23 protein-coding genes are annotated in these 25,572 nt (G+C 71.2%); 13 read left to right on the forward strand and 10 right to left on the reverse strand.

The window, feature by feature from the left end:
- Positions 1-82: 82 nt before the first annotated feature.
- The gene (locus ACIQLK_RS04110; protein ID WP_400363028.1) at positions 83-1,189 is read right to left on the reverse strand and encodes an NAD(P)-dependent alcohol dehydrogenase; all 1,107 of its coding nucleotides are present in this window, start codon (positions 1,187-1,189) and stop codon (positions 83-85) included.
- Between the two features lie 196 nt (positions 1,190-1,385).
- Between ACIQLK_RS04110 and treS the strand changes: the two genes are divergently transcribed.
- Positions 1,386-3,674 carry a maltose alpha-D-glucosyltransferase gene (gene treS, locus ACIQLK_RS04115; RefSeq protein ID WP_400363029.1) on the forward strand — a complete coding sequence of 763 codons (2,289 nt, stop codon included), beginning with the start codon at positions 1,386-1,388 and terminating at the stop codon, positions 3,672-3,674.
- A 112-nt stretch (positions 3,675-3,786) separates the two neighbouring features.
- Positions 3,787-3,996, forward strand: a complete 210-nt coding sequence (locus ACIQLK_RS04120) for a DUF3072 domain-containing protein (protein ID WP_400363859.1) — start codon at positions 3,787-3,789, stop codon at positions 3,994-3,996.
- A 25-nt stretch (positions 3,997-4,021) separates the two neighbouring features.
- On the opposite strand, the gene ACIQLK_RS04125 is transcribed toward ACIQLK_RS04120, so the two are convergent.
- Positions 4,022-5,266, reverse strand: a complete 1,245-nt coding sequence (locus tag ACIQLK_RS04125) for a phosphotransferase (protein ID WP_400363030.1) — start codon at positions 5,264-5,266, stop codon at positions 4,022-4,024.
- A gap of 91 nt (positions 5,267-5,357) precedes the next feature.
- Between ACIQLK_RS04125 and ACIQLK_RS04130 the strand changes: the two genes are divergently transcribed.
- The 5 genes from ACIQLK_RS04130 (at position 5,358) to ACIQLK_RS04150 (ending at position 9,624) form a co-directional block, all read left to right on the forward strand.
- A complete protein-coding gene (locus ACIQLK_RS04130) occupies positions 5,358-6,053 on the forward strand; it encodes a hypothetical protein (protein ID WP_400363031.1) in 696 nt (231 codons plus the stop codon).
- A 72-nt stretch (positions 6,054-6,125) separates the two neighbouring features.
- Positions 6,126-7,514, forward strand: coding sequence for a cytochrome P450 (locus ACIQLK_RS04135; protein ID WP_400363032.1), 1,389 nt, complete (start codon positions 6,126-6,128; stop codon positions 7,512-7,514).
- Positions 7,515-7,544: 30 nt separating this feature from the next.
- Positions 7,545-8,003 carry a GNAT family N-acetyltransferase gene (locus ACIQLK_RS04140; protein ID WP_400363033.1) on the forward strand — a complete coding sequence of 153 codons (459 nt, stop codon included), beginning with the start codon at positions 7,545-7,547 and terminating at the stop codon, positions 8,001-8,003.
- A 62-nt stretch (positions 8,004-8,065) separates the two neighbouring features.
- On the forward strand, positions 8,066-8,401 hold the full coding sequence (locus ACIQLK_RS04145; protein WP_400363034.1) for a hypothetical protein: 336 nt from the start codon (positions 8,066-8,068) through the stop codon (positions 8,399-8,401).
- Positions 8,402-8,436: 35 nt separating this feature from the next.
- Positions 8,437-9,624 (forward strand): glycosyltransferase family 4 protein, encoded by a 1,188-nt coding sequence (locus ACIQLK_RS04150; protein WP_400363035.1) that lies wholly within the window; start codon positions 8,437-8,439, stop codon positions 9,622-9,624.
- Between the two features lie 11 nt (positions 9,625-9,635).
- Here the strand turns inward: ACIQLK_RS04150 and ACIQLK_RS04155 are convergent, their stop codons facing one another.
- The 5 genes from ACIQLK_RS04155 to ACIQLK_RS04175 all read right to left on the reverse strand — a co-directional run bounded on the left by ACIQLK_RS04155 (position 9,636) and on the right by ACIQLK_RS04175 (position 14,406).
- Entirely contained in the window at positions 9,636-10,319 is a 684-nt protein-coding gene (locus ACIQLK_RS04155) for a hypothetical protein (protein WP_400363036.1), read from the reverse strand.
- 61 nt (positions 10,320-10,380) lie between these two features.
- A complete protein-coding gene (locus ACIQLK_RS04160; protein WP_400363037.1) occupies positions 10,381-11,190 on the reverse strand; it encodes a glycosyltransferase family 2 protein in 810 nt (269 codons plus the stop codon).
- Positions 11,187-12,185 carry a glycosyltransferase gene (locus ACIQLK_RS04165; RefSeq protein ID WP_400363038.1) on the reverse strand — a complete coding sequence of 333 codons (999 nt, stop codon included), beginning with the start codon at positions 12,183-12,185 and terminating at the stop codon, positions 11,187-11,189. Before ACIQLK_RS04165 ends, ACIQLK_RS04160 begins: the two co-directional genes overlap by 4 nt.
- Entirely contained in the window at positions 12,182-13,288 is a 1,107-nt protein-coding gene (locus ACIQLK_RS04170; protein WP_400363039.1) for a glycosyltransferase, read from the reverse strand. The genes ACIQLK_RS04165 and ACIQLK_RS04170 overlap by 4 nt, the downstream gene beginning before the upstream one ends.
- Positions 13,285-14,406, reverse strand: coding sequence for a hypothetical protein (locus ACIQLK_RS04175; protein ID WP_400363040.1), 1,122 nt, complete (start codon positions 14,404-14,406; stop codon positions 13,285-13,287). Before ACIQLK_RS04175 ends, ACIQLK_RS04170 begins: the two co-directional genes overlap by 4 nt.
- Positions 14,407-14,555: 149 nt before the next feature.
- Here ACIQLK_RS04175 and ACIQLK_RS04180 point away from each other — a divergent pair, with 149 nt between their 5' ends.
- The 4 genes from ACIQLK_RS04180 to ACIQLK_RS04195 all read left to right on the forward strand — a co-directional run bounded on the left by ACIQLK_RS04180 (position 14,556) and on the right by ACIQLK_RS04195 (position 20,090).
- A complete protein-coding gene (locus ACIQLK_RS04180) occupies positions 14,556-15,590 on the forward strand; it encodes a hypothetical protein (protein ID WP_400363041.1) in 1,035 nt (344 codons plus the stop codon).
- The gene (locus tag ACIQLK_RS04185; protein ID WP_400363042.1) at positions 15,587-16,843 is read left to right on the forward strand and encodes a glycosyltransferase; all 1,257 of its coding nucleotides are present in this window, start codon (positions 15,587-15,589) and stop codon (positions 16,841-16,843) included. The genes ACIQLK_RS04180 and ACIQLK_RS04185 overlap by 4 nt, the downstream gene beginning before the upstream one ends.
- 454 nt (positions 16,844-17,297) lie before the next feature.
- A complete protein-coding gene (locus ACIQLK_RS04190) occupies positions 17,298-18,365 on the forward strand; it encodes a Gfo/Idh/MocA family protein (RefSeq protein WP_400363043.1) in 1,068 nt (355 codons plus the stop codon).
- A gap of 1,092 nt (positions 18,366-19,457) precedes the next feature.
- Positions 19,458-20,090, forward strand: a complete 633-nt coding sequence (locus ACIQLK_RS04195) for an LPXTG cell wall anchor domain-containing protein (protein WP_400363044.1) — start codon at positions 19,458-19,460, stop codon at positions 20,088-20,090.
- Between the two features lie 282 nt (positions 20,091-20,372).
- Here ACIQLK_RS04195 and ACIQLK_RS04200 read toward each other — a convergent pair whose 3' ends face one another.
- Positions 20,373-22,808, reverse strand: a complete 2,436-nt coding sequence (locus ACIQLK_RS04200) for a LuxR C-terminal-related transcriptional regulator (RefSeq protein WP_400363045.1) — start codon at positions 22,806-22,808, stop codon at positions 20,373-20,375.
- A 289-nt stretch (positions 22,809-23,097) separates the two neighbouring features.
- Here ACIQLK_RS04200 and ACIQLK_RS04205 point away from each other — a divergent pair, with 289 nt between their 5' ends.
- Positions 23,098-23,400 (forward strand): DUF1540 domain-containing protein, encoded by a 303-nt coding sequence (locus ACIQLK_RS04205; RefSeq protein ID WP_400363046.1) that lies wholly within the window; start codon positions 23,098-23,100, stop codon positions 23,398-23,400.
- Between the two features lie 122 nt (positions 23,401-23,522).
- Positions 23,523-24,344 (forward strand): methyltransferase family protein, encoded by an 822-nt coding sequence (locus tag ACIQLK_RS04210; protein ID WP_400363860.1) that lies wholly within the window; start codon positions 23,523-23,525, stop codon positions 24,342-24,344.
- Here the strand turns inward: ACIQLK_RS04210 and ACIQLK_RS04215 are convergent.
- Together ACIQLK_RS04215 and ACIQLK_RS04220 are read right to left on the reverse strand one after the other, a co-directional pair.
- Complete coding sequence (locus tag ACIQLK_RS04215; protein ID WP_400363047.1) at positions 24,305-25,114, reverse strand: hypothetical protein; 810 nt, start codon at positions 25,112-25,114, stop codon at positions 24,305-24,307. The two genes, ACIQLK_RS04210 and ACIQLK_RS04215, sit on opposite strands and share 40 nt — an antisense overlap.
- The gene (locus tag ACIQLK_RS04220) at positions 25,114-25,485 is read right to left on the reverse strand and encodes a hypothetical protein (protein ID WP_400363048.1); all 372 of its coding nucleotides are present in this window, start codon (positions 25,483-25,485) and stop codon (positions 25,114-25,116) included. The genes ACIQLK_RS04215 and ACIQLK_RS04220 overlap by 1 nt, the downstream gene beginning before the upstream one ends.
- Positions 25,486-25,572: the final 87 nt, after the last annotated feature.

Below are 25,572 nucleotides of genomic sequence, written 5' to 3' on the forward strand. Positions count from 1 at the left end.
GACGACGTCGAGCCGTCGCAGGTGGTCGCGTCTCGACCGGGTAGGCGACCATCTGCGACGCTTCGGCGCACGAGGGCGGGTGTCAGGGCATCACGAGGACGGCCTTGACGGCCTTGCCGGACTGGGTGTCGGCGATCGCCTTCTCGATGTCGGCGAACGCGTACTTCGTGATGAGCTCGTCGAACGGGAACCGGCCCGCAGCGTGCAGGGCGAGCATCTCGGGGATGAAGGTCTGCGGCACGGCGTCGCCTTCGATCGCACCGATGTAGCTCTTGCCGGCGCCCGAGACCGAGCCGAGCGGGATCGTGACGCCGGGCTTCGGGACGCCGACGAGGGCGATCTTCGCGCCGAAGGCGGTCGCGGCGGCGAGCGTCTCGACGACCGCGGGCACGGCGGTCGTGTCGACGGCGTAGTCCGCCCCGATGCCGCCGGTGATCTCGTGGATGCGGGCGACCGCGTCCTCGTCCTTGCTGTTGACCGTGTGGGTCGCGCCGAGCTTCTCGGCGAACGCGAGACGCTCGGGCAGGATGTCGACCGCGATGATGGTCGTCGCGCCGGCGACCTTCGCGCCCATGATGGCCGAGAGGCCCACGGCGCCGGTCCCGCTGACGATGATCGAGGCGCCGGCGGGGACGTCGAGCGAGTTCAGGACGGTGCCCGCTCCGGTCTGGACACCGCATCCGAGGGGGCCGGCGATCTCGACGTCGGCGTCCTCGGGCAGCTTCACGGCGTTGCGCGCCTCGACGATGAGGTGGCTCGCGAAGGAGGACTGTCCGAAGAACGAGCCGTGGACGGCCGAGCCGTCGGCTGCGGTTATCGTCGACGATCCGTCCTCGCGCGCACCGGCGAAGTTGAGGGCCATGAAGTTGCGGCAGTAGGCCTCCTGGCCGCTCACGCACTTGGCGCAGTGGCCGCACGAGGCGAACGAGACGGCGACCTTGTCGCCGACGGCGTACCCCGTGACGGCGTCGCCGACCTGCTCGACGATCCCGGCGCCCTCGTGGCCGAGGACGTAGGGGAAGGGCGCGGGGATGTCGCCGTGCTGGATCGCGAGGTCGGTGTGGCAGAGGCCGGTCGCGGCGACCTTGACGAGCATCTCGCTCGGGCGGATGTCGTCGAGTGTGACGTCCTCGAAGGTGAACGGAGCGTCCTTGTCGTGGAGGACGGCGGCGTGGGCGGTCGTGGTCATGGGTGATGGTCCTTTCGATACGCGCCCGTGCGGCGATGTGGCCGTAGGGATGCCTCCAGCCTATGCACGTGAATCCATCCCCGGGCCGCCCGTTGACCCGCCGCCGGTCGCGTGGCAGTGAGGCATCCCATATCGCGGCGAGAAACTCGGCACCACCCCTTCCGGCCGACCCGCGCGAGTTCGTAGCGTGGTCTCCATGGCGCATGAGGACGACCGACCCGAGGATCTCTACACCGGACCCATCGACCTGTCGGCGCTCGCCGCGGCCGAGGACGGCGATCTCGAGATGCCCGAGATCAGTTACGACGAGCAGCGCTACCCGGCCCGTCCCCGCCGCCTGCGCCCCCGCGACAACCTGCGCGGCAGCAGCGTGCGCCGCATACGCACCGACCCTCGCACCGCGAACGGGACGAACCCGTCGTACGTCGAGTGGCTGGTGCGGCAGTCGATGCTGAAGGATGCCGACGTCCTCGCCCGTCAGCTGTCCGGCCAGCCGACCATGTGGCGGAATGCCTACGCGCGGCCCGATGCGCGTCGCGCCATCGCGACCAGTGACGTCTGGTTCACGGCGTACCCGATCTCGCTCATCACGCGACCCGGGCAGTCGTTCCTCTCGGCGCTCGGCGACGAGGAGCTGTGGTCGGTGTTCGAGCGGATCGGCATCACCGCCGTCCATACCGGCCCCGTCAAGCGGGCCGGCGGCATCGAGGGCTGGGGCGAGACGCCCAGCGTCGACGGCCACTTCGACCGCATCAGCACCGCGATCGACGCGACCTTCGGCACGGAGGACGAGTTCCGCGCCCTGTGCGACGTGGCCGACACGCACGGCGGCAGCATCATCGACGACATCGTCCCCGGTCACACCGGCAAAGGAGCGGACTTCCGCCTGGCCGAGATGGGGTTCAAGGACTATCCCGGGATCTACCACATGGTCGCGATCCCGCCCGAGGACTGGCACCTGCTGCCCGAGGTCCCCGAGGGGTACGACAGCGTCAACCTCGACCCCGCGACCGAGCACACTCTCGCCGAGCACGGGTACATCATCGGCGCCCTGCAGCGCGTCATCTTCTACACGCCGGGCGTGAAGGAGACCAACTGGAGCGCGACGGCGCCCGCGATCGGGCCCGACGGCGTCACCCGCCGCTGGGTGTACCTGCACTACTTCAAGCAGGGCCAGCCCTCGATCAACTGGCTCGACCCGACCTTCGCGGGCATGCGCCTCGTCATCGGCGACGCGCTGCACTCGCTCGGCGAGCTCGGCACGAGCGCCCTGCGCCTCGACGCGAACGGCTTTCTGGGCGTGGAGAAGAGCGCCGAGGGGCTGCCGGCGTGGTCCGAGGGTCACCCGCTCTCGCACGCTGCCAACCACATCATCGCGGGCATGGTGCGCAAGGTCGGCGGGTTCACGTTCCAGGAGCTGAACCTCACGATGGAGGACATCCGCGACACCGGTGCCGTCGGCGCCGACCTGTCGTACGACTTCATCGGGCGCCCCGGCTACCACCACGCCCTCGCGACCGGCCAGACCGAGTTCCTGCGCCTCGCGCTCACGTCGTCGCTCGCGCTCGGCGTCGCGCCGGTGCAGCTCGTGCACGGTCTGCAGAACCACGACGAGCTCACATACGAGCTCGTCCACTGGGCCACCCGCCACGCCGACGAGGAGTACGCCTTCCGCGGCGACACCATCACGGGCGCCGACCTCGCCGAGGTCGTCCGCGCGGAGCTGACCGAGAAGCTGGTGGATGCCGGTGACTACAACCGCGTCTTCACGCAGAACGGCATCGCCTGCACGACGACGTCGCTCATCGCGGCGACCCGCGGCATCCCGACCCTCGACGACATCACCGAGGCCGAGATCCCCGCCATCCGCGACGCGCACCTGCTGCTCTCGGCCTACAACGCGTGGCAGCCGGGGGTGTTCGCCCTGTCGGGCTGGGATCTCGTCGGCATGCTGACGCTCCCCGGCGACGAGGTGGCCGACCTGATCCGCGTCGGCGACACGCGCTGGATCGAGCGCGGTGCGCACGACCTGCTCGATGTCGCCCCCGAGGCGACCCGTTCCACGTCGGGCATGCCCCGCGGCCGCGCGCTGTACGGACCGCTTCCCGCCCAGCTCGAGGACCCGGAGTCGTTCGCCTCGAAGCTGTCGGCGATCCTCGACCTGCGCCGCGAGTACGGCATCGCGACCGCGACGGCCGTCGACATCCCCGAGGTCGCGCACGCGGGCATGCTCGTGCTCGTCCACCGTCTCGACGAGGGGATGCCGGAGGGCGACGCTCCTCTGCAGGTGACCGTCTTGAACTTCACGGCCGAGCCGATCGAGGGTACGGTGCGCTCCGAGCACCTGACGCCGCAGAGCGACGTCTTCGACGCGGCGCAGGGCGAGGTCGTCGGTCGGGTCGACGACCTGCAGAGCTTCTCGGTGTCGCTGCCCCCCTACGGAGCGCGATTCCTCCTCCTGCAGCCGCAGGTCGAGGAGGACTGACGGGACCGAGCGCAAGCCCCCGCGCGATGTCGGAGACCGTGCGTACCGTCGGGTCATGACCGATCAGAGCAGTCTTCCCGAGAACGACCCCGCCGACGCCGACGCGCCCGAGATGCTGGGCGGACCGAGCGGCGACACCGCCGTGAAGGACCCGGAGGAGTGGGTCACCGGCGACGAGCCGATGACCGGCGCGCAGCGCAGCTACCTCGACACCCTCGCGCGCGAGGCCGGTGAAGAGATCCCCGCGAATCTGACCAAGGCCGAGGCCTCCGAGCACATCGATCGCCTGCAGCAGGCGACGGGCCGCGGCGCCTCGAACTGACGCGACCGACGTCGCGCTCGCCGGATCAGACGAGCGCGGCGTCGATGCCGGCGAGCGGCACGGGCAGCCAGTCCGGGCGGTTCCGTGCCTCGTAGATCGACTCGTAGACGGCCTTGTCGAGCACGAGTGCGCGCAGGAGGACGGGGTCGGGCTCGATCGCGCCCGGCGCAGCGTCATACGCCGACAGGAAGGCGTCTCGGCACGAGGCCGCCCACGCCGCGGCATCCGGTCCCGCTCCCACGGCCCCCGCGTAGTCGAACGACCGCAGCATGCCGGCCACGTCGCGCGGCGGCAGATCGGGGACCGCGCGCTCGGCCATCGGGCGGAGCGGCTCGCCCTCGAAGTCGACGATGCGCCAGCCGCCGTTCGGTACGGCGAGCACCTGCCCCAGGTGCAGGTCGCCGTGGATGCGTTGCAGGCGCGGCCACGGACGCGCGAGGGCCTCGGTGTAGACGGCGTCGATGGCGGCGAGACGATCGGCGACGGCGGGCACCTCGGCCGAGGCGATCGCCAGGCGCCGGCGCCACGCGCGGCCCACGGCGGCGGCCTCGTCGGTCGTGGCGTCGGCGGATTCGAGAGCCTCGCCGAGTGCGCCGTGGACCCCGGCGACGGCGACACCGAGATCGCGTGCGGCGTCGGTGAAATCGCGTCCCTCCCGAGCCGCGTCGAGGGCGATCGCCCACCCGTCGCGGACGCCCGGCAGGAACTCCTGCGCGAACCCGAGGGTGCCGTGCGCAGTGCCGGACTCGCGGCCGACGTCCGGCCAGTCGGCATCCGCGCTGCCGTAGAACGTCGGAACGTACGGCGATCCCGCATCGCTGAGCACGCGCTGGACAGTCACGTCGGGGTTCTCGCCGTGGTGGAGCGTCCGGAAGAGCTTGAGGATGATCGTGGGCGATCCGTCGACCTCGTACACGATCGACGTGTTCGATTGCTCGCCGGTCAGGACGCGGGAGCCGGTGACGCGACTCGTGTCGACGCCCATCTGCGCGAGGAGCCCGACGGTGAACCCCGGATGCCGCGTCGCATCGATCAGCCGGTGCCCGTCCTCGGTCGTGGTGACGACCTCCTCGTCCGGCGCGTGGGCGGCCTCCGCGAGGGGCACGTTGTAGAGCGTCGGCAGGGCGCCGGCGTCGTCCATGAGGAGATATCTCGTGGCACCGCCGGGCCCCGGCTGCGCATCGAGGATGCGGAACCGCGGATCGTGACTCTTGCCCGCGTACCAGCGCTGTCGCGCCACCCAGGCGCCGAGGTCGTCGTCGAATCGCACACGCTCACTGTGGCGCGGCGAAGCGGGATCGCGGAAGGGGTGGACGGGGATTCGTTCGCAGGTTAGGGGATCCGCCTGCCATGATGGGCGCATGGGGGAGACGATGCTCGCGGCGCGGATCGAGACGGCGCCGGAGAAGACGCGATGGACGCTGAGCCGTCGCGCCGTTCTGATCACAGCGCTCGCCGTCGGCGTCATCGCGGTGGTGATCGCCGGGTGGCAGATCGCGGCGTGGACGGCGGTGGGGTCGGTCCGCATCGTGTACGACGCGCGTCCGATCGTGTGTGAGGGCGCCGAGGTGACCCTCGATCCGTCGGGGGAGTCCGACTGGTTCGGCGCGGGCGACGTCCGCTGGGACGAGACGTTCTACGCACCCGTCGTGGGGGTGGAGGCGGGGATGACGTGCGGACTGCGGTTCTTCGTCGTGAACGACGGCTGGGCGAACGTGGATGCGGTGCGGGTCGAACTCCCCGGCATGCAGGAGGAGTTCGTTTCTCTGGTCCGCCCGACCATGGTCAATCCGAACGGTCAGACGAGGCTCGTCGACGCCGAGGACGGCGCGGTCTTCGCGATCGAGGGGATGCCGGTGCCGGCCGCTGGGCAGCAGTCGTTCACCGTCGTCCTGGAGGCGAACCCCGAGGACGCCGACGGATACGAGGCGTGCTCGGGGTTCATCCCGAGGGCGCCGCGGGTGACCGTGTCGGCGCTCGGGGTGGAGAGGACCGTCGCATCCCCCGAGGATGCCGCGATCGGGTACTACTCAGGCGCACGCGCGGGCTGCGACTGAAACCCGGTACCACACGGCATCCGCGGACGCACACCCCTGGCCGGGGCCGCTGCTCGCTGAGAGCGTCGGGGCATGTCGACCATCGATGAGCCCTCGACCTCCATCCCCTTGATCCGCGCGGAGCGCTCTACGGACCCGACGCTCGGTGTCGTCTCCCGCCCCGCCTGGCGCGATGACTCCGCGTCGCTCCTGACCCGCGGCTACCGATTCGGTGAGCGAATCTGGCAGCGCACCCCGCGGGGTGCCCGATCGGCGCCGATGCGGCTGCTGTTCTCGGATGCTCTGCTGGTCCGCGGCGCCGAGGGCGTGGCGGCGTTCTACGACGACGAGCGCGTCGCGCGGCACGGGGCCATGCCGCCCTTCATCCAGGAGACCCTCTTCGGGCACGACTCGGTGCACAGCCTCGACGGTGACGAGCACCGGCACCGCAAGGCCACGTTCGTCTCGGCGCTCTACGAGGACGAGCAGGTCGCGCGGCTGCGTCCCCACCTCGAACGCGAGTGGCGGCACGAGGTCGGCGAATGGATCGCCGGTGGTGAGCACACGGCGTACGACGCGGCGGTCGGTGCGCTCGGACGCGCCGTCATGCGGTGGGCAGGTCTGCCGGGAACCGGCGACGCCAAGACGAGGTGGGCTCGTCGGCAGGCGCAGATCGTCGACGGGTTCGGGGTGCCGTACTCGCCCGAGTACCTGCTCGCGTTCGCGAACCGACGCTGGTCCGACCGTCACGCGGAGCGGCTGATCCGGGCGGTGCGCGCGGGACGCCTCGATGCACAGCCCGGGACGGCGCTGAACGCCTGGGCGTGGCACCGCGACCGCGGCGGTCGGCTGCTGCCTGCACGCCTCGCCGGCATCGAGCTGCAGAACAGCTTTCGACCCATGATCGCCGTCGCCAGGTTCACGGCCTTCGCGGCGAAGCGTCTGCAGGAGCATCCCGAGTGGCGGGAGCGGATCGCGGCGGAGGTCGCCGAGCGCGGCTCGCTCGGGGGCGGTCCGCTCGCGACCGCGTTCGCGCAGGAGATCCGCCGCACGTCGCCGTTCGTCCCGATGCTTCCCGCGTTCGCGACGCAGGACATCGAGGTCGACGGCCGCATCGTGCGCGCCGGGGGACGCATCGTGCTCGACATCCTCGGGACCGACACCGACGAGCGGTCGTGGGAGGACGCCGAGACCTTCGACCCCGCGCGTTTCGTCGGCGTCGACGACTACGAGGCGATCGCCGCCTTCGTCCCGCACGGCGGTGCCGACGTCGCGACGGGGCACCGGTGCCCGGGTGAGAAGCTCGCGATCGCCGGGCTCGCGGCATCCATCAGCGCGATGAGCGACCCGCGACTCACGATCCTTCCGACGGGTCTCGACGTGAACGAGCGCCGCATGCCGACCAAGCCCCGAGCCGGCGGTCGCGTCCGGGTGGCCGGATCGGCAGGAAGCGGCACGCGCTGTCCCTTCCACCGGGCCTGAGCCGTGTCCCGGGTCGCGTAGCGTGAAACGGTGACCGTCGGCATCCATCTGTCTCCACTCGCCGAGATCCCGGCGACGACCCTCTACCGGATCCTGTGGCTGAGGGTCGGCGTGTTCGTCGTCGAGCAGGAGGCCGCCTACCCCGAGCTCGACGGCCGGGACATCGAGCCCGGTGCCCTCATCGCATGGGCGGAGGAGGACGGCGACGTGCTCGGAACGCTCCGCCTGCTGGACGAGAGCTCACGGTGGCGGATCGGACGCGTCGTCACGAGTGCCGCCGCCCGCGGCCGCGGCGTAGGCGCGGACCTCATGCGCCGCGCGATCGATCACGCGATCGCTCAGGACGCGTCGCGGCCGTTCGTCCTCGACGCGCAGGAGCACCTCGCCGACTGGTACGGCCGGTTCGGGTTCGCGATCAGCGGTCCGTCCTACGTCGAGGACCGCATCCCGCACGTGCCGATGACGCGGCCCGCCGACGCCGCAGTGTAGGAGACGGATGCCGGGGGCGCGACCCCCATTCGCGTGGCCCGACCGTCGCGCACCATCGAGCAATGCTCGAGCTTCACTATTCCGATGGCTACGTCGTGACGACGGACGCGGTCGCGGACGCGGTGATGCGGTATGCGAAGACCCTCGCGGAGCAGAAGGCCTCCGACCTCATCACCGTTCCGATCTCGACCACTGAGGGCGCTGCGACCTCGTCGATGCTCATCGGGCCCGCGAGTCAGCTCTATACGACGCCGCACACCGGGTTCTCTGTGCGCCTGGACGACGAGTCGGCCGTCATGGATCTCCTCAGCCGCAACGATCGGCTCGTCCATCCGCCGGCATCGGTCGGCGAATATCCCTACGAGGAGGACGACCCCTGGTTCGAGGAGTCGTTCTGAACCGGCCGTCACCGGAACGCGCCGAAGCGGTCCCGATGGCCGAGCGCTGGCTGGTCGCCGTGACCGAGTACGCCGGAGTGACCGCCTACACCGGCGGCATCGGACGGCACTACGCCGCACTGCTCCCCGCCCTTGCCGCCCAGGGTGCCGAGATCGATCTGGTCGTCCTCACGGACGGTCCCGTCGACGTGCGGGCGACTCCCGGCATCCGTCGGCTCTTCGTCCACCGGACCGACGGGATGCCGCGCCTGCCCGCCCTGCTCCACCGGGCCGTCATCGTCCGCCGAGCGTACGGACGAGCGTCGTACGACCGTGTCTTCCTTCCGGAGTGGATGGGCCTCGGCTCGCTGCTTCCCCAGGGCGCGCCGCTCGTGACGAACCTCGCGACCGGCGTGCGGCTCGCGAATGAGGTGTCGGGGCTGCGATCGGCGGACCTGCCGGTCTGGAGCCGTCCGGTCGTGCGGCTGCAGGAGACCCTGGAGGCGAGACAGGTCAGGCGGTCGGCGGGGCTGGTGGCGATCTCGAGAGCGATGGCCGAACGGTCGGAGCGGATCTGGGGGCGCCTTCCCCCCGTCGAGATCGTCCGCAACTGCGTGGACGTCGGGGTGATCCGACGCGCGGCGGGGCGATCCGAGCTGCCACGGGGGTGGCCCGATGCCGAGGACGGCCCGATCATCCTCTTCCTCGGGCGGGCGGAAAGGCGGAAGGGCGTGGTCGACGGGGTGGAGGCCTTCGCGCGGATGTGGACGTGGCATCCGTCGGCGCGGTTCGTCCTCGCCGGCGCGGGTGGTGACGACCGGTTCGAGCCGTCGCGGGAGGAGCTGCTCGAGCGGGTGCCGCCGCCGGCTCGAGGTCGTGTGACCTTCCTCGGGCACGTCGCCGGCGACGACCTCTACGGAGCGATAGCCGCGGCCGACGTCGTCCTGTGTCCCTCGCGGTGGGAAGGGTTCGGCAACGTGGCCGTCGAGGTGATGGCGACCGGGACGCCGCTGATCGTGACCTCCGGCAGCGGATTCGACGACTTCTGCACCGATGGTGCGGACTGCCTCAAGGTGGCTCCGGCGGACCCGGAAGCCCTCGCCGAGGCGGTGTCACGCGTCCTGGACGATCCCGACGCTGCCCGCACCCGCGCCCGTCGCGCCGCAGCCGGCGTCGGTCGCTTCGCGCCCGAACCCGTCGCCGCCGATCTCCGAGCGGCAGTCGGACGATTTTCGCGGGGGTGAGCGGTCCCGCACTACAGCGGCAGGCGCTTTGCGTCGGCGTAGGGGCTGAACCTGCGGACGTAAGCCCGTTGGACGAGACGGTCCACGACGGTCAGGTGCGTGACGTCCCCCGCCGGCCGGGTGATGGGCATCCCCAGGTCGGCCAGGATCCGCCGCGCGTCGGGTGTCCATCGCACGGTCTCGGCCATTGCGAGCGCTCGGTCGGCGAGCGCCCGCCGGTCCGTCCTCGACGCCAGTATCCAGGCGTGCCAGATCTGCAGGGGGCGATTGTCCGAGACGGTTCCGGCCGCGACCTCGCCGGCGAGCCACATCTCGATCACGGAATCGATCGTCTGCAGCCGTGCGAGCAACGGGATGAGCAGTGCCTCGGTGTCGAGGACGAGGGGGTCCCGCTCAGCGTCGTCCGTGTCGACGTACACACGGCGGGATGCGCCGGGCAGGTCGTGAAGACCGAAGGTCGCCGGCTGAGGGGCATCGTAGTCGGGCTCGCCGTCCCGGAGGATCAGAGAGCCGACGGCCAGCTGATGCTCGTGAGGATCCCACTTCGCGGTAGCGAGATGGACCCACCACCGGAGCTCGGGAGTGTCCCTGACCCACTCGTCGCCTCGACGTTCGAAGCCGGCCGGTCGCAGCACGCGCGTCAGCTCCCGGGTGCGCTGGCCCCGGGACCATCTCTTCGCCCCCGTGTCTGTCATGAGCGAAGGATACGACCTGCGGTGCTCGGCGGGTCATCCCGTTGCGAAGATCAAAAACCACCTATGAGCGGATGCCGTCGGCACGACGCCAGCCGGCGGCATCCTTCACGACCACGCCCCCGCGCTCGAAGGCCTCGAGCCATCCGGTCATCGGCCACTCGTCCCAGCGCCGGTGGAAAAGGGCTCCGTTGCGGAGGATGTCGTCGACGTGCTGCCAGGGAGGCGATGTCGTCGGGTGGTACTGGTGGTACGCGTGCGCTCCGCCCGTCCACACGAGCGGGACTCCGCGGGACCGCATCCGGAACGCGAAGTCGGTGTCCTCGCCGCCGTACCCCTCATAGGCCTCGTCGAACCCGCCGATGCACCGCCAGGTCTCGGGTGTGAGGGCGAACGACAGCGACCAGAACAGCGCGTATTCCGTGGCGGCGGCGATCCGTTCCGCGCCGTCGGGGGGCATCGGACGAGCCGCGTGCGGCGAAGTGTGGGCGACGAGTTCGACGGGATCGGATGCCGCGACCCCTTCAGCGAGGTAGGTGACCGGTCCGCACAGCACGGCACCCGTATGGCGCTCGGCGGCCTCGCGGTAGCGGCGCAACAGGTCGGGTCCGGGGATGCAGTCCGCGTCGAGGAAGACGAGCAGGTCGACGCCGTCGGCCGCGGCGGCCCCCGCGTTGCGCCCGGCGGCCAGCCGCAGGCCGGCGGGGCCAGGGGGGACCCGCACGACCGTCTCGGCCTCGAGTGGAGGCGGATCGTCGTCGCCGATCCAGACGACAACGCGCCGGACGTCCGGCGCACCGGCCAGCGCCCGCAACTGCGCGCGCAGGTGCCCGACACGCGGCAGCGAGCACATGCTCACGACGGCGACGTTCACCGGTCGCCCCGCACCGTCTCGATGATCGCCGCAGCCGCGCGCTGCGGCGCGCCGGCGACCTCCCACCGCTCCCACTCCGGTCGGGCGCTCGACGCGCGCTCGACGAGCTCCGGCCACGCCGCGGTGCCCGGCCACTCGTCCGAGACCTGCGCGAGGTCGGCGCGGCGCAGGGCGCGTCCGGTCTCGCGCTGCTCGTCGAACGGTCGATCCTGCGGAACGACGATGGCGGGTGCGCGTGCGGCGGCGAGATCGGCGACCGCGTTCTGGCCGGCGTACGAGACGACGACGGCCGCCGACGTCAGCGCCTCCCAGGGGTCGTCTGCCCAGGTGCCGCCCGCGCCGAGAACCCGCCAGGGTCGACCCGTCGCCTTCTCGGCATCCCGGATCGCCGCCGGACCCACGGCGGACCCGCCCGCGCCTGAGAGCAGCACCACCTCGTCGGTCCGGTCGCCCACCGGCGAACGGCCGGAGAAGCGGCTGATCCCGCCGGTGTGCACGACTTTGTCGCCGAGAACCTCGAGGTGCGGGGGTGACAGGATGCCGCGCGCCCACGGCGCGAGCACCGTGTCGGCGGCGGCGAAGCCGAGCAGGTGCGGGCGGTCGACCCGGTGGCCGGGCTGGGTGACGACGACGGTGCGGAGCCCCAGCAGGCGTGCCAGGAGCGTCACCTCGACGGACGTGTCGACCACCATTCCGTCCCACCGGCGGTCGGTCGCCGCGGCGGCGATGACCGAGAGTCGAGAGCGGTGCCCGACGTGCCCGATGGGGGCCCAGTGCAGGAGCCCGCTCACGGTGGGATCGACGGGTTCGCCTCCGTCGTCGTCCCGTTCCAGGACGGTCCAGGTCCATCCCGCGGGCAGGTCGGGAGGCGCGGGGAGGCTGCTGAGGCAGTCGACCCGGGCGTCCAGGTGAGGAGCGATCGCCAGCAGTCGGGTGAGATGTCCGCGGCCGTGGTGGTGGACGTACCACCCGAGGCGGGGAGCGCCGCCGCTCACGCCGCGCTCTCCGTCGCGAGCAGCCGCGCGAAGCTCGCCTCGAGGGCGTCGATGCGCAGGTCGAGCGAGAATCGGCGCTCGGCCGTCTCGCGGACGACGGCCCGGAACGCGGCATCCTTTCCACTCGGCAGCATGGCGGCCGCGCGCTCCGTCATCGTGTCGACGTCGTCCGCCGCGACCAGCTGCATGCCCATCGTCGCGGCGGCGATCTCGGGGACGCCCCCGACGGCGAAGCCGACGACGGGGGTACCGCACATGAGAGCCTCGGGGCCGACGAGCCCGAACGGCTCGGCCCACGCCGGCGTCGCCAGCGCGAGGCCGCTGCGGCCGACGATGTCGGCCAGGGGCTCGGGCGCCAGCTCCCCGGCGTAGTCGACGTCCCTGCCGAGCAGGGGGAACACGACATCGCGGGCGTACTCCTCGTCGCCGATCCTGCCGGCGATCACGAGACGACGGCCGAGACGCCGAGCGACCTCCACCGCGATGTGCGGCGCCTTCTCGGGAACGATCCGTCCGAACCACACCAGGTCGTCACCGCCGGGGCCCAGCGGCCACGCACGAGGGTCGACGCCGTTGGGCAGCAGGGTGGAGGGGACACCGGCGGCATCCCACTGCGTCTTCGTGTGCGTGCTCACGGACAGGAAGTGCGATCCGGCTCCGCCCGCCGCGGTGTGCGCGGCGACCGCGAACCCGTCGACCGGCGTGTGCAGGGTCGTGACCATGGGCACACCGAGCTGCGGCGCGCGCCGCAGCGGCAGGGCATCGAGGCAGTGGTTGGAGATCACGTCGTACCGCTCGGGGTGAGACGCGACCTCGTCCAGGGCGCGGCCGAGCGCCGGTGCGCTGTCGCGGTGGTAGCTCTCGGGCCAGGTCTTGTCGGTGGGGCGCGCCCCCTCGGGCCACACCACCGGCGGCAGACGGAACACGTTCGCGTCGGGGAGGAAGTCCGACCCCTCCGGAGCGATGAAGGTCACCTCGTGCCCCCGACGGCGGAGGGCGTCGACCTCGGCCCAGACGGCCGACTCGAGACCGCCGGCGTGCGGACGGCGGATCGGAAAGCGCAGCGGTGCGATCACGACGATGCGGAGCGGACGGGCACTCACGCGGTGCGGCTTTCGAGCAGCGAGAGGTACAGCTCCGCGTGGCGCTCGGCGATCGCGGCATCCATGACGGATCGGACGCCGCGACGCTGCTCGACCAGCGCATCGCGTGCCGGGCTCGCCGGACGCGACGCCGGCGCCGTCCAGAGCATCGACAGTGCGTCCGCGAGCGAGGGCGCGCTCCCGCGCGAGAACGATGCGACCGTGCCGTCGTCGTGCTGCTCGGCGAGGAATCCCACGGTCGGCGCGGCGACGGGGACGCCCAGGTCCCAGCACAGTTCGAGCCATCCCGAGTGCGTGCCGTGCCGGTAGGGCAGGACGCACGCGTCCAGCCGCGACAGGGCCGCGAAGAGCTCCGCGTCGTCGAGCCGCTCGTGCTCGACGAGGTCGAGGGTGTCGGATGCCTCGCATAACGCGCGGACCTGGGCGGCGGCATCTGCGTCGCGAACGCGCGGGTGCAGACGGACCTCGCCGCGGACGTCGTGGCCTGCGTCGCGGAGCGCGGTGAGCGCCGCATCGAGGGTCCGCACCGTTCCCGGCCCGTCGACGCTCGGCCGGAGGTCCTTGAGGTGGACGCCGACGACGCGTCCCGCGCCGACGGCCGGTTCGATCGCCGCGTCGCGGGGGAGGACCGAGGGGTGCGGGATGACGGTCGCCTGGCGACCCCACCGATCGCGCACCGCGTGGGCGGCGCCCACTGTCAGCGTCGTGACGGCGTCGGCGCCCGCCATGATCTCATCGAGCTGGGCCAGGTAGTCCGAGCTGTCGCCGAGCTGCGGGTGCTCGAGGTCGTGCAGGGTGAACACCACCGGCCACCCGGCGGCGTGGGCCGCGTCGAGGCACGCGGTCAGGTGCCCGGCGGGGAACGACTCCGTGCCGAAGTGGATGTGGAGGAGCGACGCCTCATCGGCGTAGGCACGGATCCATGCCGGATCGAGGGCCGCCGGCGGCCACCAGACCGCGGGATCCGAACCGGGCGCGATCGGGTCGTCGAGGACCGCCACGCGCGGGTCCGCAGTGGCCTGCTGCACATACGGGTGCCCTGCGGGCACCGAGACGATCGTCACGACCGCCGCGGATCCTGCATCCGTCGGCAGATCGATGTGCATGGTCGTATCCACGTGGCTCCTTCCGACGCCATCGCGCCGAGCAGAGGGGAACGCGCCGACCAGTGTGGAATGGGTGCGCCTGAACGCCCCGACCGTACGCTTTGGAGCGGCGAAGGACAGGGGGGCTTGACCTCGCCGTCACGGACGGATAACCATGCCGGGTGATCTCTGCGCCTCCCCTCCTGCTCGTCCTCGGTCCGCAGGGGCACGGGGTCACCCGCTACGGGGACGACGTCGCCGTGGCGGTGACGGCCGCGCGCCCTGATGCGACGACCGTCCGCGTCGCCGACGTCGACACCGGCGATCGGGAGCTCGAGGGCATGGATGCCGCGACCCGCGTCCATCTGCACGCGACGGATCGCCTGTTCGGCTCCCGGCCCGAGGACGCCGCCGAGGTCGTCGAGCGATGGGCTCGGCGATGCCGCCTCACCCTGACGCTCCACGACGTGCCGCAGCCCTCCGACGGCACCATGTTCGATCGACGCCGTGCCGCCTACGCGCGCATGATCGCCGCCTCGGACCGCGTCGTCGTCAACAGCCGTCACGAGCAGCGCCTGCTGGAGGAGTTCCTGCCGGGCACTGCCGGCGCGCACGCCATCGCCCTGGGGGCGCGCACCGGCATCCCGCCCGTGACGCCCGTCGCTGCCGACCGCGACCTGCGTGTCCTCATCGCCGGCTTCTTCTACCCCGGCAAAGGGCATCGTCCGGCGGTCCTCGCCGCCGCTCGCGCCGCCGAGGCGTTGCGGAAGAGCGGCGAGGCGCCGGAGATGGTCGCCGTCCGCGTCATCGGCGCGCCCTCGCGCGGTCACGAGGCAGACGTCGAACAGCTGCGTGAAGAAGCCGTCGCCCTCGGTGTCGCCCTCGAGGTCACCGGATTCCTGAGCGACGCCGCCTTCGCGCGGGAGCTCGCCGCCCCCGGCATCCCGCTCGCGGCGCACGAACACGTCTCGGCGTCGCGCTCGATGCTCGACTGGGTCGAAGCGGGGCGGCGCCCGCTCGTCGTCGACTCCCGCTACGCCGCGGAGATGGACGAGTTGCGTCCCGGGACGCTCGCCCGGTACACGGCCGAGGACCTCGCCGACCGGCTCGTCGAGGCGTGGCGCGACCCGGCATCCACCCGACTGGCGGCGAGAGCCTCGCTCGCCCCGACGCTCCAGGACGTCGCCGCCGCCTACCTCGACTGGTGGGGCGCATGACGCCGCCGGGCATCGCACTGCCCGGGAACCGCTGGGACCTCCTGGCCGGGCGCGCGCCGGACGTCGCGCCGGCGGTCTCGGTCATCGTCGCGCACTACGAGCAGCCCGAGCAGCTTGCGAGATGCCTCGCGGCGCTGGCAGGGCAGGACCACCCCGCAGACCGCCTCGAGGTGATCGTCGCCGACGACGGCTCGGTGAGCGAGCCGGTGGTCCCGGCCGGGGTCCGCCTCGTCCGCCAACCGGACGAGGGGTTCCGGCTCGCGGCGGTGCGCAACCTGGGTGCGGCGCACGCGACCGGCGAGGTCCTGGTGTTCCTCGACGCCGACACGGTTCCCGAACCCGGTTTCGTCGGCGAGCTGACACGGATGCCGGGGCTCGCCCCCGACGTGGTCGCGGTCGGACGGCGGCGCCACGCCGACCTGGCAGGCGTTCCCCCTGTCGCGGACGTCCGCACCGTGGTCGCGGGACGCGAACTGGCCGAGCCCGCATGGTTGGCCGAGGCATACGGACGCTCGCGCAACCTGCTGGACGCGGACGATCGGAGCTACCGGCACACGATCGGCGCGGTCCTGGCCTGTAGCCGCCTCATCTTCGATGCGACCGGCGGATTCGACGAGACGTTCCGCAGCTACGGCGGCGAGGACTGGGAGTGGACCTACCGTGCATGGCTGCGGGGCGCGCTGCTCGCTCACGTGCCGGAGGCGGTCGCCTGGCATGACGGACCGGATGCCGGGGCTCGCGACGACCACGACCGCGTCACCCGGAACGCGGAGGCCGTCCTCCTCGCCGACCTCATCCCCGTCCCGGGCACCCGGCCGCGAGGGCTCCCCACGTCGCACGTCGACATCGCCGTCACACCGCCGGCGGATGCGTCGCCGGCGGCCTCGTTCGTGAGCGTCGACTCGGTCATCGCGGATGTGCCGGGTTCGGTATCCGTGCCCGCAGCGGAGCTGAGCGTCGGGAGCGCGTCGCTCGATCGAGTGCGGATCCACGTCGAGATCGTGCGGCCGATCCGAGTGGGAGAGGGTCTGCGACCACTCGTCGAACGCGTCGGACGCGAGGGCCTCGGCACGCTCACCGTCCTCGACGACGCCGACAGGACGCTGCTGCGGGTCCGTGCACTGCGTGCGGTGGCTCGCGAGGCTCGATGGGGGCGGAACGACCTCTTCCGCCGCGTCTCGGAACGCGCTGACGGCATCCGGCCCCTCGACGAGGAGCCCGACGTCGCTGCGTACCTGGGCGGCTGGGGCTGAGACCCCCTCGCCGCCGTCGACGCGGCATTCGCCGCGGGGTCGTGTTGTATCGGCCGCCCGGATCTGGTTTCATGGCGGCGGGGACACCGGTCGCGCCCGCCTGGGGAGGCGCGCGCAACGGCGACGAGTGGGATCGTCGACCGCGCCGGTCTACGGCCCGCATCTCTTGCTCGGGGTGCGTGCGACGGGGGAAGAGCGTGGGGACACCGAGGGCATTCGCCGTACACGCCGCCGCGCGCGTACGCGCCGCTGCGACATCGCGCGCAGGCGCCGCTCCCTGGGAGTCGGCTGACTCCTCCCCAGAGGGCTCCATCCGACCGGTGGGTCGCTCCGAACGCCATGCGAAGTGGCGTGCTCGCCGTTGCCCGAACGGCGGTGGGCGGGTCCGGATGGTGCCCGTGGGGGGTTCCTCCGCTCTGGGGAACTTGGGGAATTTGGGGAATCTGGGGAAGAAGTGAAGAAACGACTCAATGTCGCCGTCGTCGGTGCGGGGTACTGGGGACCGCACCTCGGGCGGAATCTGCGCGCGAGCCGCGAGTGGAACCTCGCCGCCATCTGCGATCTCGACATCGACCGCGCCCGTCGCGTCGCCGACGCCGTGGGGGGCGCATCGGTGACGGCGGATCTGCAGTCCGTGCTGTCCGACCCGCTCATCGATGCGATCGCGATCGCCACGCCGGCGAAGACCCACCACGAGATAGCGATGGCGGCTCTCGAGGCCGGCAAGCACGTCATGGTCGAGAAGCCGCTCGCCGACACGCCGGAGCACGGACTCGAGATGGTGGTTCGTGCGGCCGAGCGCGGACTCGTCCTCATGGCCGACCACACCTCGTGCTACACGCCGGCTGTGCTCAAGATGCGAGAGTTGATCGCGGCGGGGGAGATCGGGGATGTGCTCTTCGTCGACAGCCTTCGTGTCAACTTCGGACTCATCCAACCCGACATCGACGTCTTCTGGGATCTCGCTCCCCACGACCTGTCGATCCTCGACTTCATCCTTCCGGGGGGCCTGCGCGCGACGTCGGTCGCAGCGCACGGGTCGGACCCGCTGAGTTCCGGCACGTCGTCGATCGGTCATCTGTCGATGCCCCTCGCCGATGGGGTCATGGCTCACCTGCACGTCAATTGGCTGAACCCGACCAGGACCCGCCGCATCGTCATCGGAGGCACCCGTCACACCCTGGTCTGGGACGACCTGAACCCTCAGCAACGGCTGAGTGTCTACGACCGCGGCGTCGATCTCTCGTCGATCTCGCACGCCACCGCGAAGGACCGTCGCGCGGCCAACGTCCCGTACCGGAGCGGGGAGGCCCGCGCCTCGGCCGCGGAAGAGCGTGAAGCTCTCGCTGCCGTCGTCGCCGAGTTCGCCGCAGCCATCCACGGGCACAGAGATGCTCGGACGAGCGGTGCCGCGGGTCTCCGGGTGCTGTCTGTCCTGGATGCCGCCGCACACAGCCTCGCGGCGTTCGGTGCGCCTCAGCCCCTCCCCGACCAGCTTCGCGCGGGTGGGGTGGCGGCGTAAGCCTCACGGACCACCAGGCGGGCACGGACGGACGGGGGGAGGTCCGGCCGTGCCCGCGTGCGGGTGACGGATCTAGCTGTGTGACGAGCCGAGGATCAGCGGACGGCCAGTGAGGCCGCGGGTGCCTCGACGAGGCACCGATTCGCCGATCGAGCCGGCTCGAGCATGAGCCGCCACGTTCCATCGGGTCTCGCGCGACGTCGCCGATGACGTGCGCGCCGGACCCGAACCGAGAAGAGAGATACCACGCCGCGGGCGGCGCGGGAGTTCAGCGGGATTCCCCTCCCGCGTCGTGCCGTCGGAGGCCGCGCTGAACGCGATGCTCCGACGGCACGGACGCTGGTGACGGAGTGCACCGGCTGCGCGCTGCAGCTTCGGCACGAGGGGGTGACGCGACTCCTGTGCCTTCGGGTTCGGGCCCGTCGGCATGAATCGCGCATCCGTCGTGACGCAGATGGGCTCTGCGCCGCGGGCGCGGCCACGAGGGCGCGCACCCGTCTTCCGTTCTGTCCCCATGAACGTGTTGTCCCCCCACATGAACGCAGGCCCCAACCTGCATGTGCCCGAAGTGCGGATCGGATCCGCGACCTTCCTTCACGACGCCCGTCCCCAGGACGTCGTCCCGGTGCGCCGACCCCACGGCGCTCCGTTGTTCCTTCCCTCTCCTGGCCACTTCGGCCTCCACGTCCGGCCCCCTGCCGGTCGTGAGGTTTCTGAGTCTCTTCGTACGAACTCGTTGCGCGAACGAGGCCGTACGAAGAGCCCAGGCAGACATGGTTGCGGCCCCCAAGCACGCCCCCACTTCCTCTGCAGCCGCCTGATGCCGTTCGACTCCCCAAAGCCTTCTCGGTGGCGATAACTGAAAGGTACCGGCGCGCGTCGGGTCCACCAATAGGGGAACAAACCTAATCTCGTGTCCCCCAATCGGGGGACAGAATAGGGGTGTGATTAGGGGCTCAGAAAGACCTTCGGGGAGGTCGTGCGCCGGCGGCGAGATGTAACGTCAACCACGAGCGCGCTGACTCGAAGCGCGACTCTGAAGCCATTGGGGAGGCTGATATGTGGGGGATTGTTTGGCGCGCCACGATCGTGGTGGCAGTTGCCGCGGGTGCCGGTTCGACGCCGGCGTTCGCATCGGAGGGGACCTACGTCCCGAGCACCCCGGAGCCGGGACTGGGCGGGCTGGTCGTGCAGTCGTCGTGCATTCATGAGGCACCGTCGATCGAGTACTCGATCGATCGCATGGACGGTGCGGCGACTGCACGCACCGCATCGGCGCAGCGCGTCGCGTCGCCCGAGCTCGTGCTGTCGGGGGGCGGGCGGCAGATCGTCGTCCCGCTGCCGACGGATGCCGCGGGTAGCGGATCGGGCAGCGTGCTGTGGCCCGGCGTCGTGGTGTCCGGTGACGGCGCGGTCACCGCGCTCCCCGGATGGAAGCGCGTCGGCGATCAGTGGGAGCCCAGGGACGATGCGGCCGCCTGGACGACCGGTGACATCACGGCCCAGCTGCGGGTCGGGGATGAGATGCGCAGCGTTCCTGTGACCTACCCTGGCTACGTCGACGGCTGCGCGACGCCGGCGGGTGTCGCCTCGACGGGTACCGGAGGCGGCAGCCTCGCATACACCGGCGGGCAGCTGCCGATCGCCGCAGCGCTCGGCGGGGCTGCGGCCGTCGTCGCGGGCACGTTCCTCGTCGCTCGTCGCCGCCGTCCCGTCCGGGGCTGATCGCCGGCGGCGCTCCGGAGATCTGTCGGGGGAGATCGGGCTCAGCGTCTGTCGGGGGAGAGGCCTTTCCGTTAGCATGGGATAGCCATCCCCAACGGACTCCGACCGTTCCCCAAGCGGCATGGACGTGCACTGTCCCCAAACTCTGTCTGTCCCCGGGTGTCCGGATGGCTCTGCGGACCCTCTCACGCCTCAGTCCCCACTGAACAGGCCCGAGAGGGTCCGCTCTCTTATGTGCGGCGGCCTCGGGCGAGCGGTCAGGGGTCAGTGCGCCCCGATCCCTCATTCCCGACCGTCGTCAGGCCCGACGATCGACCGCAGCTTGGCGATCAGATCGGTGCGGGACGTCGCGCCCAAGCGCCGGCGGATGCGCGCGATGTGATGTTCGGCCGTGCGGGGGGAGATGAAGATCGTTTCGCCGATCTCCGCGTAGGTCATGCCGCTCAGCACCAGCCGAGCGACCTCGCGTTCGCGCGCACTGAGCAGACCGCGCTCGTCGAAGGAGGCATCCGACTGCGCTGTGCTGACCGGGGCGGCATGGGGATGGATCTGTCGGGCGACCGCCGCGAGCCTGGTGCCCGCGCGTCGATCCCGGACGCGCTCCGACAGGACCACCGCCAGCCGGGCGGCGTCCCAGGCGTACCCCAGCGATGCGAGCCGCGAGGCCGTCCGCTCGACCCTCTCGATGTCGCCCTCGTCCACGCGCGTCCGCGACCACTCGGTGGCGGCGGCGGTCATGGCCGCGGCGACCCGTGAGTCCCGTGCTGCGGTGCTGAGGGCACGGCTGACGTGCGACGCCCCGTGGGAGTCGCCGGCGAGTATCGCGCGGTGATACCGGGACCAGAGCAACGGGACGCGCCAGAGCGGGGGATCACCCAGACCGGCCAGGATCCCCCTCAGCGCGTCGATCGCCGGGGCTACCCGCTCTCCGTCGCCGACCGCCGCCGAGGTCTCGATGAAGTCGCGCAGGGGATGAAGGATGTAGAGGTCGGGCTCGACCTGACGCACCGAGTCGCGCACGCGTTCCCATACGGCCTGCAACTCCTCCGGAGTTCCATACCGTCTCACGTGCGCCAGCACCACGGCGTCGCGGATCAGGACCTCACGCCCGCTCAGCGGGAGGATGGACGCGTCGACATCTGCGAGTCGAGCGGCGGCCTCGTCGGGGTTCTGGCGGTGCACTGCGATCCAGGCGGACCAGAGCAGCAGTCGGGAACGCGCCCACGGTCCACCATGTTCCTCCATCAGTGCGTCGCTCATGATGTTCGCGGCCGTGTCGATCTCGCCGAGGTTGAGGGCGACGGTGGCCGCGATCACCGCCGGCAGTTCGGGCATCGGACCGGTGTCATCGGAGTCGCCGTAGGTGTCGCTGGCTCGTACGAGGTCGTCGAGGGCGCCGCTCGCGGGAGAGCCCAGAGATGCCGCCAGCCCTCGCAGCATCGTCGCGTGCGCGATACGCACCGTCGTGGGCAGCCCCGTCGTCCCGAAGTCGTCCGCACGCACCGCCGCGAGGAGGGGCGCCGGATCACCGATGCCCAGCGCGACGATCGCGCCCTGGGCGCGCAGGACCGGATCGTCGCCGACGTGCGTGCGATAGGCGACGGAGCTCGCTCGCAGGAATCCACGCGCACTCCACGCCGAGCCGAGGATCCGAACGGCGTCATCCCGGTCTCTGCCGTCGGCATCGACCCCGATCCCGTCGATCAATGCAGCGGCCTCGTCGACGTCCCCGCGAGCCCAGGCCAGTCGCGCCTTCCGAACCGCGACCGCGGTGGGATCGGCGCCGGCCGCGACGGCTGCGTCGTAGAGTGCGATCGCACGATCGGAATCGTGAAGAGCCGCGTCGTCTGCGTGTGCGCGGAGCGCGAGGGCGATCCGCTCGTCATGGCGATCGCCGAGAGATGCGAGGAGGTCCACATCGAGGGATCCCCGTGGCGTGCGCTGCAGGAGATCCATCATCTCGCCGATCGGCGTGATGCGCCGGACCGTGTCGCGCACGATCGGGATGGCGTGTCCGCCGCGGAGGAGCAGGCCTGACGCGTAGCCGCCGGCGAGGGCGTCGGCGGCGAACCAGGATTCATCGCCGTCGCTGCCCAGGCTCGTCTGCCGGACGACAGTGGCCGTCTCGGGTGGAAGGGTGTCCAGGCGCACGGAGATGACTTCACCGACCGCACGGAGCTGAGCTCCGTGCGCGGGGTCGGGGCAGTAACCCGTGCCGTGGGCGGTGAGAAGCTCCTTCGTCAGCCAGGTCACCGAGGACGCGACATCCACGAGCGACTCGACGCACCGGGGGGTGATCGTGGACTCCGCGCGCTCGAGAGCCAGGGTCACGTCCTGCGCATCCACGTGCCCGAGCGCCAGGATCGGACGAGTGCGTTCCAGGCGACGGATGAGTCGGACCAGGGCGTCGCTCCACGGCCATGGCCTACAGGCGAGCACCAGGCCGGCCCTCGGGTCGTCCAGGTGCGCATCGAGGATGGTGATCTCGGTATCGGGCAGGAGGTGGGCGTCGTCGACGATGAGTGTCCGCTCCGGGTCGCTCGCGCGACGTCGGATCTCCGCGAGGAGCGGGGTCTTCTCGGAACCGGCCGGACCGACCACGACGAGCCGCAGCGGAGCGTCCTCATTTTGCAGTGCCTCGTCGACGTGCGACAGCGCGAGTCGAGGCCAGAGATGGAGCCCGCGAGGCGCGTCGTCGGCAAGCCCGGGATGCGTCATCGGATCCCCCTTCTTGTCGACGTGCTCATCGACGTCCCCTTCGGCCACGTGCGGTTCGGGTTCCTGTGGCGGCCGGTCCGGGACGGATTGCACGGAATATACCAGGGTGGCGCTCCCTGATGCTCCCTGGCTTGTTGATAACTGAACGCGTGTGGTAGGCCGCGTCTGCAGGCCAGGCTCACCTAACCTGGATGGCGCCTCTGATCTGGGAGAAAATCGCGAACTAAGGCTGTCCAATCCCCGGGGGTGCGGCGTTAACCTCGTGCCACGACCACTGAAGGAGGCTCTCATGAGCATGACTCTCGACGATCTGCCCCGCGTGTCCGAGTGCAATGCCCTCGGATGCTCGTACAACGACCACTCGCACTGCCATGCGGCTGCCGTCACCATCGGTGGAACGCCGGGCGACGCCGAATGCGCGACCTTCATCCCGCTCGGCACGAAAGGCGGTCTCGACAAGGTCGTCAGCCACGTCGGCGCCTGCCAGCGGTCGGAGTGCGTCTTCAATTCGTCGCTCGAATGCACCGCGGCCACGGTGCGCGTCGGGCCCGGAGCGGAGTCGGCAGACTGCCTCACCTACCAGGCCGCCTGACACCCGCCGTCGCGCGCGTCTACTTCGCCCTGCAGGCGGCGGCCGGAGCTCTCTGGTGGGCCCTCGTCTTCACGGTGCCCGTCGTCCGCGAGGCGACGCTCGCGACCATCGACCCCGTCGCGATGGCGGCGTGGGACGTTCCCCTTTTCGTCGTCGCGTCGGCGATCGCGGCAACGGGCCAGCGCATCGCGGTGATCGTCGCGACCGTGTGGACGATCCTCGTCACCGCATCCCTCGGTGTCTTCGCTCTCCTCACCGCCACCGCGGGGTGGGGAGCGGTGCTCATGACGGCGGCAGCGGCGGCATCGGTACTGGCCGGCCTCGTCATCCTGCGGGGCACGGTGCCGACGCACTGGCTCATGATCGGCCCGTTCCGCATCCGCCCGGCGGTCGCCGGTGCATCGGCCAGGCGACATGTCGGCGCGACGGCGGCTCAGATCGTCGTGTTCTGGGGGCTCGCGCTCGGGGTCGTCCCGGCGCTGCTGGCGTGGGTCGAGACGATGTGGATGCTGCACCTGTCGGTTCCCGCCGGGGTGCGGATCACGGGGGCGGTCCTGTTCGTCGCCGCCAGCGCGATCGGTCTCTGGTCCGGTGCGGTCATGTCCGCGTACGGTGACGGCACGCCGCTTCCGATCGCGACGGCGCGGCGACTGGTGGTCCGCGGTCCGTATCGCTTCGTCCGCAATCCGATGGCCGTCGCGGGAATCACGCAGGGCATCGCCGTCGGGTTGATGCTCTCGTCGTGGATCGTCGTGCTGTACGCGGTCTGCGGGTCGGTGGTGTGGAACGCGGCGATCCGACCGCACGAAGAGCGCGATCTCGAGGCGCGGTTCGGAGAGCCGTTCCGCCGCTATCGCGACCAGGTGAGGTGCTGGGTGCCGCGCCTGACGCCCGTGCCCGTCGATCAGTCCGCTGCTTCTCCGGTGGGGGCCTCGGCCGAATAGACCTCGACGACCCCGTCGCCGAGGACGAACTGCAGACGCGTGCCGTCAGGGAAGCGCTCGCGGAGTCCGGACGGCGCGGCCTCCGAGACGATGACGCTCGATGCCGGAGCGAACGGCTCGGCGGCGCAACTGGTGTACCACGCGCCGGACCACCCGTCCTCGGGGGAGGCGCTCCACGCCTCGTCCGGGAGGATCTGGATGCACCGTGCCTTGTCCCCGTATCCGGTGTCGTACTGCGCCACGATCGGGGTCATTCCGGCGAGGGTCGTGAAGATGCGCCCATCCTCGGGGCGGGCGCTGAGCACCTCCGGCCAGGCCCGGTCGGCGTCGAGCCCAAGTGTCGCCACGTGGGTCACGGCTGCGTCCGATGTGGTCGGAGCACCCGCTCCGCTGACCCGCGCGCTCGCCGCCGCGGTGATGCCGACGGCCACCGTTGCGACCATCGCCAGCGATCCGGCCCAGGCGATACCCGTCAGGAGCCGGCGTTTCCGCGGACTCGCGTCGGCGGGCGCCGCCTGCGGCTGCGCGGCTCGCGCGGTGGCGGCGACGGCGGCGGGCACGCTCGGGGTCGGGGGCGGCGGCAGGTGCGCCGGCGGGGCGGAAGGAGGGGGGACCTGGTCGACGATCGGAGGTCGCCGTCGATCGTCACGAGCGCGGGCCTCCAGCTCGATCAGACGTCGTCGCGCACCCGGGTCGTCATCGAGGCCGCCGCCGGGACCGTACGCCCTCGCCTGCAGTGCTCGCAGCTCGCCCCGCAGGTCGTCGTCCATCAGAGACCGAGCGATTCGGGCTCGACCGTGCCGGCCACCGCTTCGACTTCGGCGAGCGACTTGGTCTGGAGGAAGGTGCAGAGGATCGACACCATCGCGAGCTCTCCCGAGAGTTCGAGGGTGCGTCCGGGGTTCATCTTCAGGTCGATGTCGCGCGCCTCGAACGTGATGCCCCAGTGGATGGAGCCCAGGGGTTCGGGCTGGATGTAGGTGAGGGTCATCGAGTCGAGCAGGTTCAGCGAGATGAGCCCGGTGTCGAGTCCATCGGCGCCGTCCTGCGGGATGACCCTCACTCGGTCGCTGATGGAGTAGCCCAGCGCGGCGAACTCCTCGAGCCACTGCTCGAGCATCTCCTTGCTGTGGAAGGGCATGACAGGACTCCCTGACTGAGCGTGCCGGATGGGTGCCACCATTATGACCCGTGCGTCTGGATGCGGCATCGCCCGCCTAGGCTCGGG

It is taken from the genome of Microbacterium sp. NPDC091382 (assembly GCF_044757025.1).
Lineage (GTDB): Bacteria > Actinomycetota > Actinomycetes > Actinomycetales > Microbacteriaceae > Microbacterium.

What these genes read in the sequence shown, in the direction of transcription:
- ACIQLK_RS04205 (WP_400363046.1), top strand. Translation starts at nt 23,098, where the DNA reads ATGAGCATGACTCTCGACGATCTGCCCCGCGTGTCCGAGTGCAATGCC.
- ACIQLK_RS04120 (WP_400363859.1), top strand. Translation starts at nt 3,787, where the DNA reads ATGCTGGGCGGACCGAGCGGCGACACCGCCGTGAAGGACCCGGAGGAG.
- ACIQLK_RS04145 (WP_400363034.1), top strand. Translation starts at nt 8,066, where the DNA reads ATGCTCGAGCTTCACTATTCCGATGGCTACGTCGTGACGACGGACGCG.
- ACIQLK_RS04155 (WP_400363036.1), bottom strand. Translation starts at nt 10,319, where the DNA reads ATGACAGACACGGGGGCGAAGAGATGGTCCCGGGGCCAGCGCACCCGG.
- ACIQLK_RS04135 (WP_400363032.1), top strand. Translation starts at nt 6,126, where the DNA reads ATGTCGACCATCGATGAGCCCTCGACCTCCATCCCCTTGATCCGCGCG.
- treS (WP_400363029.1), top strand. Translation starts at nt 1,386, where the DNA reads ATGGCGCATGAGGACGACCGACCCGAGGATCTCTACACCGGACCCATC.
- ACIQLK_RS04220 (WP_400363048.1), bottom strand. Translation starts at nt 25,485, where the DNA reads ATGCCCTTCCACAGCAAGGAGATGCTCGAGCAGTGGCTCGAGGAGTTC.
- ACIQLK_RS04210 (WP_400363860.1), top strand. Translation starts at nt 23,523, where the DNA reads ATGGCGGCGTGGGACGTTCCCCTTTTCGTCGTCGCGTCGGCGATCGCG.
- ACIQLK_RS04130 (WP_400363031.1), top strand. Translation starts at nt 5,358, where the DNA reads ATGGGGGAGACGATGCTCGCGGCGCGGATCGAGACGGCGCCGGAGAAG.
- ACIQLK_RS04200 (WP_400363045.1), bottom strand. Translation starts at nt 22,808, where the DNA reads ATGACGCATCCCGGGCTTGCCGACGACGCGCCTCGCGGGCTCCATCTC.
- ACIQLK_RS04185 (WP_400363042.1), top strand. Translation starts at nt 15,587, where the DNA reads ATGACGCCGCCGGGCATCGCACTGCCCGGGAACCGCTGGGACCTCCTG.
- ACIQLK_RS04110 (WP_400363028.1), bottom strand. Translation starts at nt 1,189, where the DNA reads ATGACCACGACCGCCCACGCCGCCGTCCTCCACGACAAGGACGCTCCG.
- ACIQLK_RS04150 (WP_400363035.1), top strand. Translation starts at nt 8,437, where the DNA reads ATGGCCGAGCGCTGGCTGGTCGCCGTGACCGAGTACGCCGGAGTGACC.
- ACIQLK_RS04215 (WP_400363047.1), bottom strand. Translation starts at nt 25,114, where the DNA reads ATGGACGACGACCTGCGGGGCGAGCTGCGAGCACTGCAGGCGAGGGCG.